The following is a 13,375-nucleotide window of genomic DNA, read 5'->3' on the forward strand; positions in this document are numbered from 1 at the left end:
GAGCGGGCGATCGGCGGTCTGGGCGTGAAGCCGCGATTCTTGGGGAGGGTTACGAGATGAGCCGGTCTATCGACTATTACTTCTTCATGATCTCGCCATTCGCTTATCTGGGTAGCCGCGAGCTCGAACGCATCGCCGGAGTCCACGCAGCGCGGGTGAACGTCAAACCGGTGAAGGTGCAGACGGTATTCCAGGAGACGGGCGGGGTGCCGCCGGCGCAGCGAGCCAAGCCGCGCCAGGACTACCGTTTCATCGAGTTGGAGCGTTGGTCCCGAGAGCGCGGTCTGCCGATCACCCTCGAGCCGAAATACTTCCCCGTGAACGACGACCTGGCGGCGGGGGCCGTCCATGCGGCGAATGCCACGGGTGGGGATCCGCTCGCCTTGGCGCATGCCCTGCTTGCCGCGTGCTGGGCCGGGGAAAGGGATGTGAGCGACCCGCCTACGGTCCGGGAAATCGCCGAGGCTACCGGGCATGACGGGGCGCAGCTGATGGATGCGGCCACCGGCGAGGCCGCACAGCAGGCGTTCCAGACAACGACCCGCGAGGCAATCGACCGTGGCGTCTTCGGCTCCCCGTGGTACATCGTCGAGGGTGAACCGTTTTGGGGCCAGGACCGCCTTGACTTCGTCGAGCGCAAACTGGCTCAAGGATGAGCCTGGGCTTGTCATCGTTTGTTCACAGAACCTGTGGATAACTCTGTGAACAAACCGTAGAGACGATCCCTAATCCCGCGTCGAGAAAGGCCTGCCGTTGGATTGGCCACGGAATGGACACCGACATCGCTATCAATAAAAACAGAGGGTTATGTTTTCTCCGAATGTTTTCTTGACGGCGGGCGGTGTTGCGATGCACCAGCGCACCTGGCTGCAGTGGCTTGTGCATAAAATGCCGCGCCGGTCTTGACAAGGACGTCGTCAAGGCCGGGAGAGACGGGGTTCACGGCGTGTCGGCCGAAGTCCGCCCCTGCGTCGCCACGGCAATCTCAATCCGGGTTACTGATGATGCGCCCTACCACCCGGACCGTGCCGTCCTCTTCGGCCGTCACCGCAAGTGCTTCACCGGAGCGAGGATACACCCCCGTCAGGGCGGTAATGTTCACCTGGTGTGTGACCAGTAGCACCATCCGTCCCGGCGGTAAGTGGGCCAGATACTCCCGTGCCCGGCGGGTCTGTTCCTCGGCGCGGCTACGGTCGCGGAAAAACGAGGTCAATGGTGGGAACTCCTGGACAGGGGCAAGCCCCAGTTCCCTGGCCGTTTCCCGGCAGCGGCACCACTGGCTGGTCAGTATGCGATCGACACGGATGCCGTTGTCGCGAAAGGCCGCGCCGATGGCGCGGGCCTGGGCGCGGCCGCGGTCATCGAGGTTGCGCTGGGTGGAGCAGTCCCCCAACTCGAAGTCGGCGGGATCACCGGTGCCCGGTGCGATGGCATGGCGCATCACGGCGACAACCCCAGGCTCGCGCAGGGCCGCCCAGGCGTCACCAGTGCTCGCCGCCTCACTTTTGGCACTGGCGATCAATGCCAGGGTGGCCATCAATGCCAGCACCTTTGCCAACAACAGTTTGCGAGGCTGTCGCTGCAGCATCAACGTCTCCCCGGGGATGAGCGACATCATTGTCCGAGTGCCGCCGTCTCGGTAGCGAGGCCGGCCCTCCCCTGAAGACCCTCCTTACTCATTGTAGGCCGCGCGGTCCCTTGTTGCGTTATGCGCACAGGCGGTTGAACCGGCGTGAACGGTGCAGTACCGGCCGTCGGGGGGAGTGCCGGAAAGCCGGCGGGATTACCGAGTAACTTTCCTACACTGAAAGATAGATACGGCCGAGGATTGCACTAGTGTGTGGTAAGGGCTGTGGAGTGACGGCATATCGGAGAGGCCGGAAGGCGTGGTGTGGCGGGGCGGCGCTTTCGCTCATTACGGCGCTGCTGGTGTCCGGGTGCGCGAGCGTGCCACGTTCCCCGGTGGAAACGGGGCAGGACCGGCCTGCTGCGTGCGCGGCACTATTCGAGCGTGCGGATCAAGAAGTCGCACTGGCCGGAGTGCGGGACGCCGCAAGCGAGCGTATCGAGGGGTTTCCCTGGCTCCGTGTCAACCGTCCCCTCGCTTCTTTTCGGGAGGAGACCGACACGGAACCGCGGTTCGCGGCCTGGCTGGCGCGTCTCTCCCGCCTTGATGCGGTAGCCCGGGAACATGAGCTCGCCAATCTGCCGCCGGTCTCGCGCCAGCGCCTTTCCGCCCATTGGGCGCCGGCGGCGGAGTCCTCCGGCCTGCCGCCTGAGCTTACCGATGCCCTGGATCATTGCCGCCCGATCCTCAACGAGCGGCTTCGCGCCGACGGCCAGGCCCGGGCGCGCCTGCGCGAGGCCGCTACAGTGCCGGATGCGTACGCGGGCTGGATGCGGGTGGCCGGCCTCTATCCCCTGGCCCGACTGCTGGCGCGGCCGCGGGTCCGGGCGCTACACCAGCGCCTCGAGGCGTTGCTGCAGGCGGGGCCGGACGACGAGCTGCTGCGGGAGTATGCCGCGCCGTTGCCGAACCGGTTCGACGGGGCGGGCCAAGCGATGGTCCACGCGCTCCCCCGCGACGCCCTCGGCATCCCCGCCCCGACCAAGGGGCAGCGACGCAGGCTCCTGGCTGCCCACGCGCCGGCCTGGGCGGTGGAAACCACCAGTGGGGCGGACCGCCCCGGCACGGTGCGCCTGGAGGATGGTGCCCGTCCCTGGGTGGACATGTCCCAGCCCGTCGAGTACCGCCACTTCTCGTGGACGCGGTTCCACGGTGAGGTCCTGCCCCAGCTCAACTACACCCTGTGGTTCCCGCGGCGCGCGCCCAAGGGTGCGTTCGACATCTACGCCGGTCCCCTGGATGCGGTGACCTTGCGGGTTACCCTGGCACCGGACGGCGACGTGCTCGCCTATGACAGCATCCATGCTTGCGGCTGCTACTACACCCTCCTGCCGGGGCCGGGCTGGCGGGCGGTGGATCATCTGCCGCCCACCGAGGAGCCGGTCTTTGCGCCCCAGCCTGCGCCGCGGCCTGGCCCCGGGGAGCGTGTTCGCGTGGCCCTGGAACATGGCCGCCATTACTTCCTCGGTGCCCGGACGGTGGACGCCCGCGGTGAGGGGCGCGTGACGCTGACGCCCATGCCCGAGGACCGCCTGCGCTCGCTACCGATGCCCGACGGTGGGAACGCCAGCCTGTACGACGAGGACGGGTTGATTCCGGAGTCGGTTCGGCCGGAACGCCTCCTGCTCTGGCCCCTGGGTGTGCCGAGCGCCGGCGCGATGCGCCAGCGCGGCCACCACGCCATCGCCTTCATCGGCCGCCGCCACTTCGACGATCCCTACCTCCTGGAGGGCCTGTTACGGCCGACGGGACGGTAGTCGGAATCCCACCAAACCGTCGAGAATCGCTTGTGCGGCCGGTTGCCGGCATTCAGTCTTCTGCTGCGGTTACGCGTCTACATATCGATTATAAGGACACTATGAAGCTCAGGATCGCCGCGTTCGTTATCGTTTTGTTGTTGCTCCGTCCGGCAGGGGCGGTGCACGGGGCCCCAGGGCCCTCCATCGGGCTGGCTCTTGGCTCCGGCGGTGCCGGGGGCCTCGCGCATATTGCCGTGCTGCAGGCGTTTGACGATCTCGGGGTGAAACCGGATCGGATCGCCGGCACCAGTATCGGCGCCGTGATGGGGGCACTCTATGCCGGGGGCATGAGCGCGCAGGAGATCCGTGCGGTTTTCGCGACCTATGGCGGGACGGGGTTCGAGGCCTTTTCGCGGCTGCTCGATCCCAGCGCAGAGCTTACGTTGGGCGACCTCCTTCGGGTCGACATCGCGGATGGTGGCTTGATTGAGTCCAGCGGGTTCCTGGCCTTTCTCGCCGGCAAGGTTGAGGCGCGCAAGTTCGCGGAGCTGGAAATCCCCCTCGAGGTAGTGGCCACCGACTACTGGAGCGGTGAGACCGTCGTGCTGGACAGCGGTGATCTTTTCGATGCGGTCGCCGCCAGTATGGCCGTACCCGGCCTCTTTTCGCCGGTTCCGCATGGGGACCAGCTGCTTATCGATGGGGGTACGTCCAATCCGTTGCCGTCGGATCTGCTCGATGGCCGATACGACATTGTCATCGCCGTTGATGTATCCGGTACCCGGCGCCGCGGAGGTCCGGAGGAGGGGGACGGGCTCAGTGACGTGGTGTTCAACACCTTCGAGATCATGCAGCAGTCCATCATCGCGGCGCGCAGGCGTGTCTCGGAGCCGGATATCTACCTCAAACCGGATACCGGTGGTGTCCGGCTGCTGCATTTCCATCGAATCGAGACCATCCTGGAGCAGGCGCGGCCCGCCGCCGAGCGGTTGAAGGCAGCGCTGCGCGAGGCGGGGATTGCGGAACAGCCCTCCCGCTAGGCGGGCAAGACCCTGGATGGCAGGCTGACCGCGGCGAGGCGCCGATCGGGTATCGAAGGTGTTGAGGGGAAGTCATGGCGCGGGAAGCAGCCTTTGAGGCGCATCACCGTCGGTACGAGGACTGGTTCGAGACCCATGAGCTCGCCTACATCTCCGAGCTGCTGGCACTGCGACCCTTAGTACCCTGGAAGGGGCGCGGCCTTGAGATCGGGGTCGGCAGCGCGCGCTTCGCCGCTCCGCTGGGCGTGCAAGTGGGCGTGGATCCGTCCCCGGCCATGCTCGCCTACGCCGCCGCCCGGGGCGTGCAGGCCGTTGCGGGTACCGCCGAGGAGCTGCCCTTTGTCGACGGTTGTTTCGACCACGCGCTGGTGGTGACCACCATCTGCTTCGTGGACTCGGCCGCTGCCATGATCGCGGAGGCCTATCGCGTGCTGCGCCCCGGTGCGCCGCTGGTGATCGGCTTCATCGACCGGGACAGCCCCCTTGGCCGGCGTTATGAGTTGCACCAGGAGGAGGATGTCTTCTACCGGGAGGCCACTTTCTATTCCGCCGCCGAAGTGGAGCGGCTGCTCCGCAACGGCGGTTTTCGCATCGAGCACTGGGGCCAGACCCTGGCCAGTGCGCGGGCCGATGTCCCGGCGATTGACCCCCTCCGCCCCGGCAGGGGCCGGTGCGGCTTCGTGGTGGTGGCGGCGGAGCGGCCCGCCTGAGCGGTCTTACTCCTGGATCCGCCAGCTTCCGTCGGGCTGGCGGCAGGCGGTGCCGTACACCTCTTCCGTGCCACCGCCGATCTCTGCCTCCATGGTGAACTCCCGGCAGGGGCCGGAGGAGGTCTCGTAGGTGCGCGTGGGGGTGACCGCGTACTCCGCGCCGGTGTCGGGGTTCTGCCAGGTGGAGGTCACCCCGGTACGGGTGGTCTCCAGGGTGGTGCCCACCTTCCGGCGGTCCACCTCGTCCATGGTGCGGCCGATATTGCCGCCGATGGCCGAGCCGATCATGGTGCCCGCGATGGTGGCGGCGGTCTGGCCGGTGCCGCCCCCGACCTGGTGGCCGAGCACGCCGCCGAGCACCCCGCCGATGACCATGCCGACCTGCTCGCTGGGGCCCTGATCGGTGGCGCAGCCGCCGAGGCCTATCGCCGCGGCCAGTGTGATCGCGAGTGTTGTCCTGGTGCGCATTGGGCGTCGTCCCTGTGATGGTGTGGATACTGGCAACGTAGACGGATGCGGTGACGACGTCCAGCCCCGCCGTTGCGCGCTCACCGACACGGGAGGAAAGGGCTTGCTAGGATGGTGAAAGCGGCATGGCTCGCCGCAGGGAGGAAGCCGTGAGCGAAGACAGGCAGCCGGCCCCCGGCCCCGGTGGGGGAGGGCAGCAGCAGGTCCCCACCTGGTACGTGTTCCTGTGGATGGCGGCGTTGCTGATGCTCGTCTCCTACTGGACCCAGTTCACCCCCGAGGACGGGGTGCAATCCATCGCCTACTCGGAATTCAAGGAGGCGGTGGTAGCCGGGGAGGTGGCCGAGGTGACCCTGCGTGGTGAGGAGGTCCGCGGTCGTTTCACCGAGCGGGGCGCGCGCACTCGCGGCGGTGAGCAGGCCGTGGAGCGTTTCCGCACGATTCGTCCCGAGCTGGAGGACCGGGCCCTGCTCGACCTGCTCGAGGAGCATGCGGTGACCATCCGCGCGGAGAGCCAGCAACTGGCGTGGTGGCAGCAGCTGATCATCAATGTCCTGCCGTGGCTGTTGCTGCTCGCCTTCTTCTTCTGGCTCTGGTACTTCGCCCAGCGCCGGGTGATGGGTGGCGGCGCGGGGGGTATGTTCCAGTTCGGTCGCTCGAAGGCGCGGCGGTTCCGCGAGGAGCACCCCTCGGTGACCATGGATGACGTCGCTGGCGTGGAGACCGCCAAGCGCGATCTCCGCGAGATCGTCGACTTCCTCAAGCACCCGGGGAAGTACCAGGCCCTGGGGGCGAAGATGCCCAAGGGCGTGCTCATGGTCGGGCCACCGGGCACCGGCAAGACCCTGCTCGCCCGCGCCGTCGCCGGCGAGGCAGGGGTGCCGTTCTACAGCATCAGCGGCTCGGAGTTCATCGAGATGTTCGTCGGCGTCGGCGCCGCCCGTGTGCGGGATATGTTCCAGAATGCCCGCAGCGAGGCGCCGTCGCTGATCTTCATCGACGAGCTCGACTCCATCGGCCGGGCCCGGGGCACCGGCCTGGGCGGCGGCCACGACGAGCGCGAGCAGACCCTCAACCAGATCCTCGCCGAGATGGACGGCTTCGAGCCCCACGAGAAGGTCGTGGTCCTGGCCGCCACCAACCGCCCCGATGTGCTGGATGCGGCGCTGCTGCGACCGGGGCGCTTCGACCGCAAGGTGATGCTGGAGCGGCCCCATAAGGAGGCACGCAAGGCGATCCTCGAGGTGCACGCGCGCAACGTACCGCTGGCCGAGGACGTGGACCTGGGGCATCTCGCCGAGCGGACCACCGGCTTCTCGGGGGCCGACCTGGAGAACCTGATCAACGAGGCCGCGCTCATCGCCGCGCGCCAGGGGCGCGAGGAGGTGGACGCGGAGATCCTGGACACCGCCCGGGACAACCTGGTCCTCGGTGAGCGCCGCGACTATACGCTGAGCGATGAGGAGAAGCGCATGGTCGCCTACCATGAGTGCGGCCACGCGCTGACCGCCTTCTACCTCACCCATACCGACCCCCTGGAGAAGGTTACGGTGGTGCCCCGCGGCCGTGCCCTGGGACTGACCGAGCAGACGCCGCGGGAGGAGCGCTACAACCTCAACGAGAGCTATCTCCGCGACCGCATCTCGGTGATGCTCGGTGGCCGGGTCTCGGAGCGGCTGGTCTTCGGCGAGGTCAGCAGCGGCGCCCAGCAGGACCTCAAGGAGGCCACCCAGCTGGCCCGCCGCATGGTGGCGCAGTGGGGGATGAGCGAGAAGGTGGGGCCCGTAGGCCTGAATGTCGGCGAGGAGCACGTCTTTCTCGGGCGGGAGATGGCCCAACCCCGGGACCACAGCGAGCGCTTGGCGGAGCTCGTGGATGAGGAGGTGCGGCGCGTGCTGCAGGAGGCAGAGCGCCGCACCGAGGAGCTGCTCACCGAGCACCGGGACGGCCTCGACCGGTTGGCGACGGCGGTGCTGGAGCGCGAGACGCTTGATGCCGATGAGATCGGGGAGGTCCTGGAGAGCGCGGGCGACGCCGGCGTTGCCGCCCGCGGGAGGTAGGGCCTGCGGGGTAGGCAGGCGCCGGAGCGCCGCCTATGCTTGGGGAACCACCCAGGCGGAAGGGGTGTGGAAGCGCCCCCACACGGAGGTTGTCATGTCCCGCTGGTTCCTGCCCGGCATTGCCGGTACCGCCTTCCTGTTTGCCTGCAATGGCGACAGCGACCTGCCACCGCTCAACGAGCGACCCCAGTTCCTCGACGATGAGGTCGTCCAGGCCCGCCACGACGGTGACGGCGACGACCTGCTGACCGCCGGTCTCGGTGCATCAGGTCTGGCCAGCGCCGAGGCCCCCGGCTTCGCCGATCCTGTCGCGCCCACCACCGCCGAGCTCCGGCGCCTGGCCATATACAACAACTACCGTGCCCTAGTGGATACCGCGCCGGGCGGGGGTTACGGCGAGTTCTTCGGGCCGTCAGTCGGCGTCGATGGCGAGGGGCTCGTCCCCGGCGACGAATACCTGGCCTACGCGCGCTACGACGAGGGCCCGCCGGTAACCATGATGGTCCAGGTCCCCGACGCCTTCGACCCGGATCGGGCGTGCATGGTCACCGCCCCCTCGTCGGGCTCCCGCGGCATCTACGGGGCCATTGGCACCGCCGGGGAGTGGGGGCTGAAGCGCGGCTGCGCGGTGGTCTACACCGACAAGGGCACCGGAACCGGGGCCCATAATCTGGCACGGGATACGGTGCAGCGCCTCGACGGGCGGCTGGCCGATGCGGCGGAGGCGGGCGATGAGGCCCAGTTCCGTGCCCCGTTGGGGGATTCGGAGCGTGCCGCCTTCAATGAGGCGTGGCCCCACCGGTTCGCGTTCAAGCACGCCCACTCGGAGGTCAACCCCGAGGCGGACTGGGGGCGCCATGTTCTGGATTCCATCCGGTTCGGCCTGTTCGTGCTCAATGAGCGCTACGGCGAGACCGACGCCCTGGGCCGGGCCCGCCGCAGCATCACCGCTGACGACGTGCTGGTCATCGCCTCCAGCGTTTCCAACGGCGGCGGTGCCTCGGTCCGCGCGGCGGAGCAGGATGAGGAAGGCCTGATCGACGGCGTTGCCGTCTCCGAGCCCAACGTGAACCCAATGGTGGACGATGGCTTTGTCATCCAGCAGGGGGATGAGCCCCCCATCAGCGGCCACAGCCGCAGCCTGCTCGACTATACCAGCGCCCTGGCGCTGTACCAGGGCTGTGCCAACATTGCCCCCGGTGTCCGCGATGCGGCCCCGATGAACGCCACCTTCAACGATTTCGACGTGGCCGAGAATATCTGCAGCGCCCTCGCCGCCAAGGGACTGGTCAGCGGCGACAATACCGCCAGCCGTTCCGCCGATGCCCAGCGGATCCTCAACGAGGAATTCTCGATACAGCCGGAGCAGAACCTGCTGGCGCCCCTGCATTTCGGGCTCGGCGTCGCCCCAGGCATCTCGGTGACTTACGCCAATGCCTACGGGCGCTTCCCGGTCACCGACCGGCTCTGCGAGGTCTCCATGGCGGCGACAGCAGAGGACGGGGCACCGGCGCCGCTGGCGGAGGCCGCCGAGGCGGCCCTGTTCGCCACCAGCAACGGGATCCCGCCGACCGCGGGGGTGGCGCTCATCCACGACGCGGCGGCGGCTGGCCCCACGGCCCTACCGCAGGCCACCTCCACCTCCAGCGGCCTGCCCGATCATGGGCTTGACGCGCTGCTCTGTCTTCGGCGCCTGGCCGCCGATCAGGATCCGGCCAGCGGCGCGCCGCTGGGCGGGGAGGCGGCAACCCAGGCGACGCGCATCGCCGAGGGTGTGGAGGCGGTCCGTGCCGGCGGCGACCTCCAGGGCAAGCCCGCGGTGTTCGTCACCGGTCGAGCCGACGCCATCCTACCCATCAACCACACCTCGCGCCCGTACTTCGCCCTCAATCGCCGCATCGAGGGAGCGGACAGTGGCCTGCGTTACTATGAGATCCTCAACGCGCACCACCTGGACGTGCTCAACGGCTTCCCGGCCGTCGCGGAGCGGTATGTCCCGCTCCACCACTATTTCTTCCAGGCCCTGGACCTGGTGTACGACCACCTGCGCGAAGGGGATCCCCTTCCGCCCAGCCAGGTGGTGCGCACGCTGCCTCGCGGCGAGGACGCGCCGGCGTTGAGCGAAGAAAATGTGCCGGCGATTGCCGACGAGCCTGCGGGCAGCGAGCGCATCGTATTCTCCGATGGTGTGTTGCGCATTCCGGAGTAGGCTGTTTTCGGTATGCGCGTGACGAGACAACTTATATGAAACACGCCAGGGTCGAGATCCACTACTGCACGGGTTGTCGGTGGTTGCTGCGGGCGGCATGGATGGCCCAGGAGCTGCTGACCACGTTCGAGGACGAGATCGGCGGGCTCACCTTGTGTCCCGGCTCGGGCGGCGTCTTCGAGGTGATCGTTGAGGGGGAGCGGATCTGGTCGCGCAAGGAGCAGGGCCGTTTCCCGGAGATCACCGAGCTCAAGCAGCTCGTCCGTGACCGTATCGCCCCGGAGCGACCCCTCGGTCATGCAGACCGCAAGGGGGCCGGCTGACATCGTAATTACCCCAGGCGCGTGTAATCGCCAAGGCACGATTTGTGCATTGCGTCACTCGGTGCCATAGGGGGATAACGGCATGATTCAGCTGGATCGAGAGATGACGGACCTGGCGATGAAGCTGCGGCGGTGTCTGCGTCGGGAGGGGGAGTCCACGCCGCCGTTGAGTGATCCGGAGCTGGTACCTACCCTGCTCGAGCAGGCGCGTCCGTTGCAGGATGGGGAGGTCCAGCAGCTCGCCCGGGCACTGGAACGTCGTTTGCTCGACCAAGGCGGGGAACAGCGAGAGACGTCGTCGGTGGAGCAGGCGGAGCGGGATCGGGGGTCGATGCGGCGCTATCGTGGGGCGCTCGTCGAGGAAGCCCACGGATCGGATGGAGGGTCCCGACATACCGGCCGAACGACTGCCCGCCCGGCCCGTCGGTTGGTTTACCGGGGGCAGCGGGTTCGTTGACGCCCTGCGGTTGTGCGCCGGGTGTGCGTCGCTGGTGCAACCGTGCACCGGCGGCACCCGGCGGACATCACGGGAAGGTATGCACGAAAAACGACTTCACCCGGTGCTGCCAGTGCACCACCCAGTGCGGTGCACCGGCCGCGGTGCCCGCCGGCTCCAGGGTGGGGTGGCGCTTGACCGCGTCATCGACCAAGGCCTCCTGCCCCGGTTCGAGATCCACGAAGAACACGTGGCGTCCCTGCTGCAACGCGTCCTCGAAGTCACGGAACCGTTGGTTCGGGGTCTCGATACCGCGCAGCCCGCCCTCCCAGGTGAAGAAGCCGAAGGTGATGACGGCGAGGAAGATGAACGGCAGCCACCCGGCGGCGGTATCCGACCACCCCATGACGCCCGCGATGATCAGCACCAGCACCGCAAGAGCCGCCCCGATGACCGCGCCGATGAGGGTGGAGTGGACGAGGTCCCGCTTCATCAGCGCCTTGACCTGATTGAGATGGCGGTGGCTCTCCGCTTCGGCGTCGTCGAGGGTGAGGACATGACACTGGGGCGTTACGATGCCCGCCCGCTCCAGGTCCTCCTCGAGTCGCTCCAGGTCGTCCATGTCGGAGCTGATGAAGAAATAGCGCTTCATCCGCATGGCAGCCTCCCAGAAACGCAAGCAGCGCGGGGATCCACCCGCCACTGTTAATTAAAGATAGATTACCCCTGCCGCTATCGCCATGCGGGTTCGCCCGTACGCGGCCCGGTCCGTCGTCGCCGTCGGTTACGTCCGGGCCGGGATCCGGCTATCCTGTAGGTCATGCCGGGGACTACACCAACCCAACGCGTGCATCCCGGGGTGCAACGGCTGGAGGCGGGCAAGCGCCGGGTCTACGGCTTCGCCCTGGGCTTCGGGGTCATCATTGTGGTGTTGAGCTGGCTGATGCGGCATCCCGGAGATGCCTTTATCGCCTATCTCTATCCCATCTTCGCCCTGGTCCTCGCCGCCATGCTGCCGTTGCTGTGGTGGCCGCGCATGCCCCTGCGCCTGCTGGAGGGGTTGATGCTGGGTACCCTCGCCGCAATGGTGCTCGCCCGCCTCGCCTGGCACTTTCATTTCTCCGCGCCCATCGATGAGCAGTTGCTCGTGCTGGTGGGCGGCCACTATTGGGCCGTGGGTGCGCTGATCGTGGCGAGCTTCGTGGTGCTGGACCACAAGCGGGGACTGCTCGCCGGGACGGTCATCGTGCTCGTCTCGGCACTGATCGCCGTGGCCGGCGTCGCCGGGGAGTGGCGTGTCGGCGAGGTCTCGCAGGAGTCCACGTTCTACCTCCTGCGTGTGCATCTCTTCCTCGGCCTGCTGCTGGTGCTCACCAGCGCCGCCACGGCGATGCGCGACGAGCTGCAGAGGGCGTTGCTGCGCGCGGACATCCTGGACGAGTGGGCGAACACCGACATGCCGACAGGGCTCGCCAACCGACGTGCCGCCGATCGTTTCCTCAACCAGGAGGTGGCCGCGGCGCGCCGCTACCGTCGGCCGCTGTCGGTGCTGAGCCTGGACATCGACCACTTCAAGAAGGTCAACGATGCCTACGGTCACGGCACCGGCGATGCGGTGATCGAGGGGGTCGCCCGGCGGCTCGAGGCATCGGTACGGGAACCGGATCTGGTGGCCCGCTGGGGTGGGGAGGAGTTCCTCATCGTGGCCCCCGAGATCCCCCTCGACGACGCCAAGCGGATGGCGGAGCGGTGCCGCAGGGCCATCGAAGAGCAGCCCGTGGCGGGGGTGGAAGTTACGGTGACCATCGGCGTGGCTGAACTCCAGCCTGGCGAGGGGATCGATGCCATGCTCAGCCGGGCGGATGCGATGCTCTACGAGGGCAAGCGCACGGGCCGCAATCGCGTGGTCGGTACCGCCGCCGGAGCCGTTGCATCACCGTCGAGCTGACGGCTATCACGGCAGGAGGCAGTCTCAGCAGGGGGCTGATATGGCCTGGTCACAACGCGCCTACAGTTACTCCGAGGAGCGTGCCGACCGCTGGCTTCACAGGGCCGGAATCGCGGTGGCCCTGGCCGGCGTCATCATCCTCGTGCTGCTTGCTGCCATGCGGCGGGAGGCGGTGGTCGTGGCTGGGGCCGTGCTGTATTCGGCGGGCCTGCTCGCCATGCTGATCGCCTCCGCGCTGGCCAATCATGATCTGGCGAGCCCCGGTGCCCGCGCGCCACTGCGGCAGCGCCTCGACCATGCGGCGATCTTCGTGATGATCGCCGGCACCTACACGCCGTTTACCCTGACCGTTCTCCACGGACCCTGGGGGTGGGGATTACTGGTCTTCGTCTGGGCAGTCGCGCTGGGCGGGGCCGGGCTCAAGCTCGCCGGCCGCCTTGGCTATGGGTACTCCATCGTCCTGTACCTGCTGCTGGGCTGGAGTGTACTTCCGGCGGTCCGGCCCCTCGCGGCCGGCCTGACGGCCGCTCCCCTGGTGCTCCTGGTCGTCGGCGGCGGGCTCTATACCCTGGGCGTCGGGGTCTTCCTCTTCTCCCGGATGCCCTATCACACCGCGGTCTGGCATGGGATCGTCATGGTCGCGGCCGGTTGTCACTATGCGGCGGTGCTTACCGGTATCGTGCTCCGTCCCGCGGGGTGAGCACCGCGTCGCCCGTTCCCCGCGGACCGCTCATCGGCGAACCGATGAGTGCGCCGATGTCGTTGACCTGGATCAACTACGCTTGTTCATACTTGAGCGCACAGTGGGCGAAAAC

The 13,375-nt window shown here is 67.8% G+C and carries 13 protein-coding genes; 10 read left to right on the forward strand and 3 right to left on the reverse strand.

What is annotated here, in order from left to right; translation table 11 throughout:
* Window positions 1-56: 56 nt before the first annotated feature.
* The gene (locus tag ACQ754_RS10610) at window positions 57-656 is read left to right on the forward strand and encodes a 2-hydroxychromene-2-carboxylate isomerase (RefSeq protein WP_440997001.1); all 600 of its coding nucleotides are present in this window, start codon (window positions 57-59) and stop codon (window positions 654-656) included.
* A 329-nt stretch (window positions 657-985) separates the two neighbouring features.
* Here the strand turns inward: ACQ754_RS10610 and ACQ754_RS10615 are convergent, their stop codons facing one another.
* Window positions 986-1,588, reverse strand: a complete 603-nt coding sequence (locus tag ACQ754_RS10615; protein ID WP_440997002.1) for a histidine phosphatase family protein — start codon at window positions 1,586-1,588, stop codon at window positions 986-988.
* A 452-nt stretch (window positions 1,589-2,040) separates the two neighbouring features.
* On the opposite strand from ACQ754_RS10615, the gene ACQ754_RS10620 reads away from it, so the two are divergent.
* The 3 genes from ACQ754_RS10620 (at window position 2,041) to ACQ754_RS10630 (ending at window position 5,116) form a co-directional block, all read left to right on the forward strand.
* A complete protein-coding gene (locus ACQ754_RS10620; RefSeq protein WP_440997003.1) occupies window positions 2,041-3,384 on the forward strand; it encodes a hypothetical protein in 1,344 nt (447 codons plus the stop codon).
* Window positions 3,385-3,485: 101 nt separating this feature from the next.
* Window positions 3,486-4,406 (forward strand): patatin-like phospholipase family protein, encoded by a 921-nt coding sequence (locus ACQ754_RS10625; protein WP_440997004.1) that lies wholly within the window; start codon window positions 3,486-3,488, stop codon window positions 4,404-4,406.
* Window positions 4,407-4,480: 74 nt separating this feature from the next.
* On the forward strand, window positions 4,481-5,116 hold the full coding sequence (locus ACQ754_RS10630; RefSeq protein ID WP_440997005.1) for a class I SAM-dependent methyltransferase: 636 nt from the start codon (window positions 4,481-4,483) through the stop codon (window positions 5,114-5,116).
* Between the two features lie 6 nt (window positions 5,117-5,122).
* On the opposite strand, the gene ACQ754_RS10635 is transcribed toward ACQ754_RS10630, so the two are convergent.
* Window positions 5,123-5,584 (reverse strand): RT0821/Lpp0805 family surface protein, encoded by a 462-nt coding sequence (locus tag ACQ754_RS10635; RefSeq protein WP_440997006.1) that lies wholly within the window; start codon window positions 5,582-5,584, stop codon window positions 5,123-5,125.
* A gap of 149 nt (window positions 5,585-5,733) precedes the next feature.
* Between ACQ754_RS10635 and ftsH the strand changes: the two genes are divergently transcribed.
* From ftsH to ACQ754_RS10655, 4 genes are all read left to right on the forward strand, one after another.
* Window positions 5,734-7,644 (forward strand): ATP-dependent zinc metalloprotease FtsH, encoded by a 1,911-nt coding sequence (gene ftsH, locus ACQ754_RS10640; RefSeq protein WP_440997007.1) that lies wholly within the window; start codon window positions 5,734-5,736, stop codon window positions 7,642-7,644.
* A gap of 94 nt (window positions 7,645-7,738) precedes the next feature.
* The gene (locus ACQ754_RS10645; protein ID WP_440997008.1) at window positions 7,739-9,853 is read left to right on the forward strand and encodes a 3-hydroxybutyrate oligomer hydrolase family protein; all 2,115 of its coding nucleotides are present in this window, start codon (window positions 7,739-7,741) and stop codon (window positions 9,851-9,853) included.
* 35 nt (window positions 9,854-9,888) lie between these two features.
* Entirely contained in the window at window positions 9,889-10,176 is a 288-nt protein-coding gene (locus ACQ754_RS10650; RefSeq protein ID WP_440997009.1) for a SelT/SelW/SelH family protein, read from the forward strand.
* Window positions 10,177-10,258: 82 nt separating this feature from the next.
* Entirely contained in the window at window positions 10,259-10,633 is a 375-nt protein-coding gene (locus tag ACQ754_RS10655; RefSeq protein WP_440997010.1) for a hypothetical protein, read from the forward strand.
* Window positions 10,634-10,700: 67 nt separating this feature from the next.
* Here ACQ754_RS10655 and ACQ754_RS10660 read toward each other — a convergent pair whose 3' ends face one another.
* A complete protein-coding gene (locus ACQ754_RS10660) occupies window positions 10,701-11,270 on the reverse strand; it encodes an NAD/FAD-utilizing enzyme (RefSeq protein ID WP_440997011.1) in 570 nt (189 codons plus the stop codon).
* A 162-nt stretch (window positions 11,271-11,432) separates the two neighbouring features.
* On the opposite strand from ACQ754_RS10660, the gene ACQ754_RS10665 reads away from it, so the two are divergent.
* Window positions 11,433-12,560 (forward strand): diguanylate cyclase, encoded by a 1,128-nt coding sequence (locus tag ACQ754_RS10665; RefSeq protein WP_440997012.1) that lies wholly within the window; start codon window positions 11,433-11,435, stop codon window positions 12,558-12,560.
* Between the two features lie 40 nt (window positions 12,561-12,600).
* Window positions 12,601-13,260 carry a PAQR family membrane homeostasis protein TrhA gene (trhA, locus tag ACQ754_RS10670; protein WP_440997013.1) on the forward strand — a complete coding sequence of 220 codons (660 nt, stop codon included), beginning with the start codon at window positions 12,601-12,603 and terminating at the stop codon, window positions 13,258-13,260.
* Window positions 13,261-13,375 lie beyond the last annotated feature (115 nt).

It is taken from the genome of Arhodomonas sp. SL1 (assembly GCF_052060015.1).
Lineage (GTDB): Bacteria > Pseudomonadota > Gammaproteobacteria > Nitrococcales > Nitrococcaceae > Arhodomonas.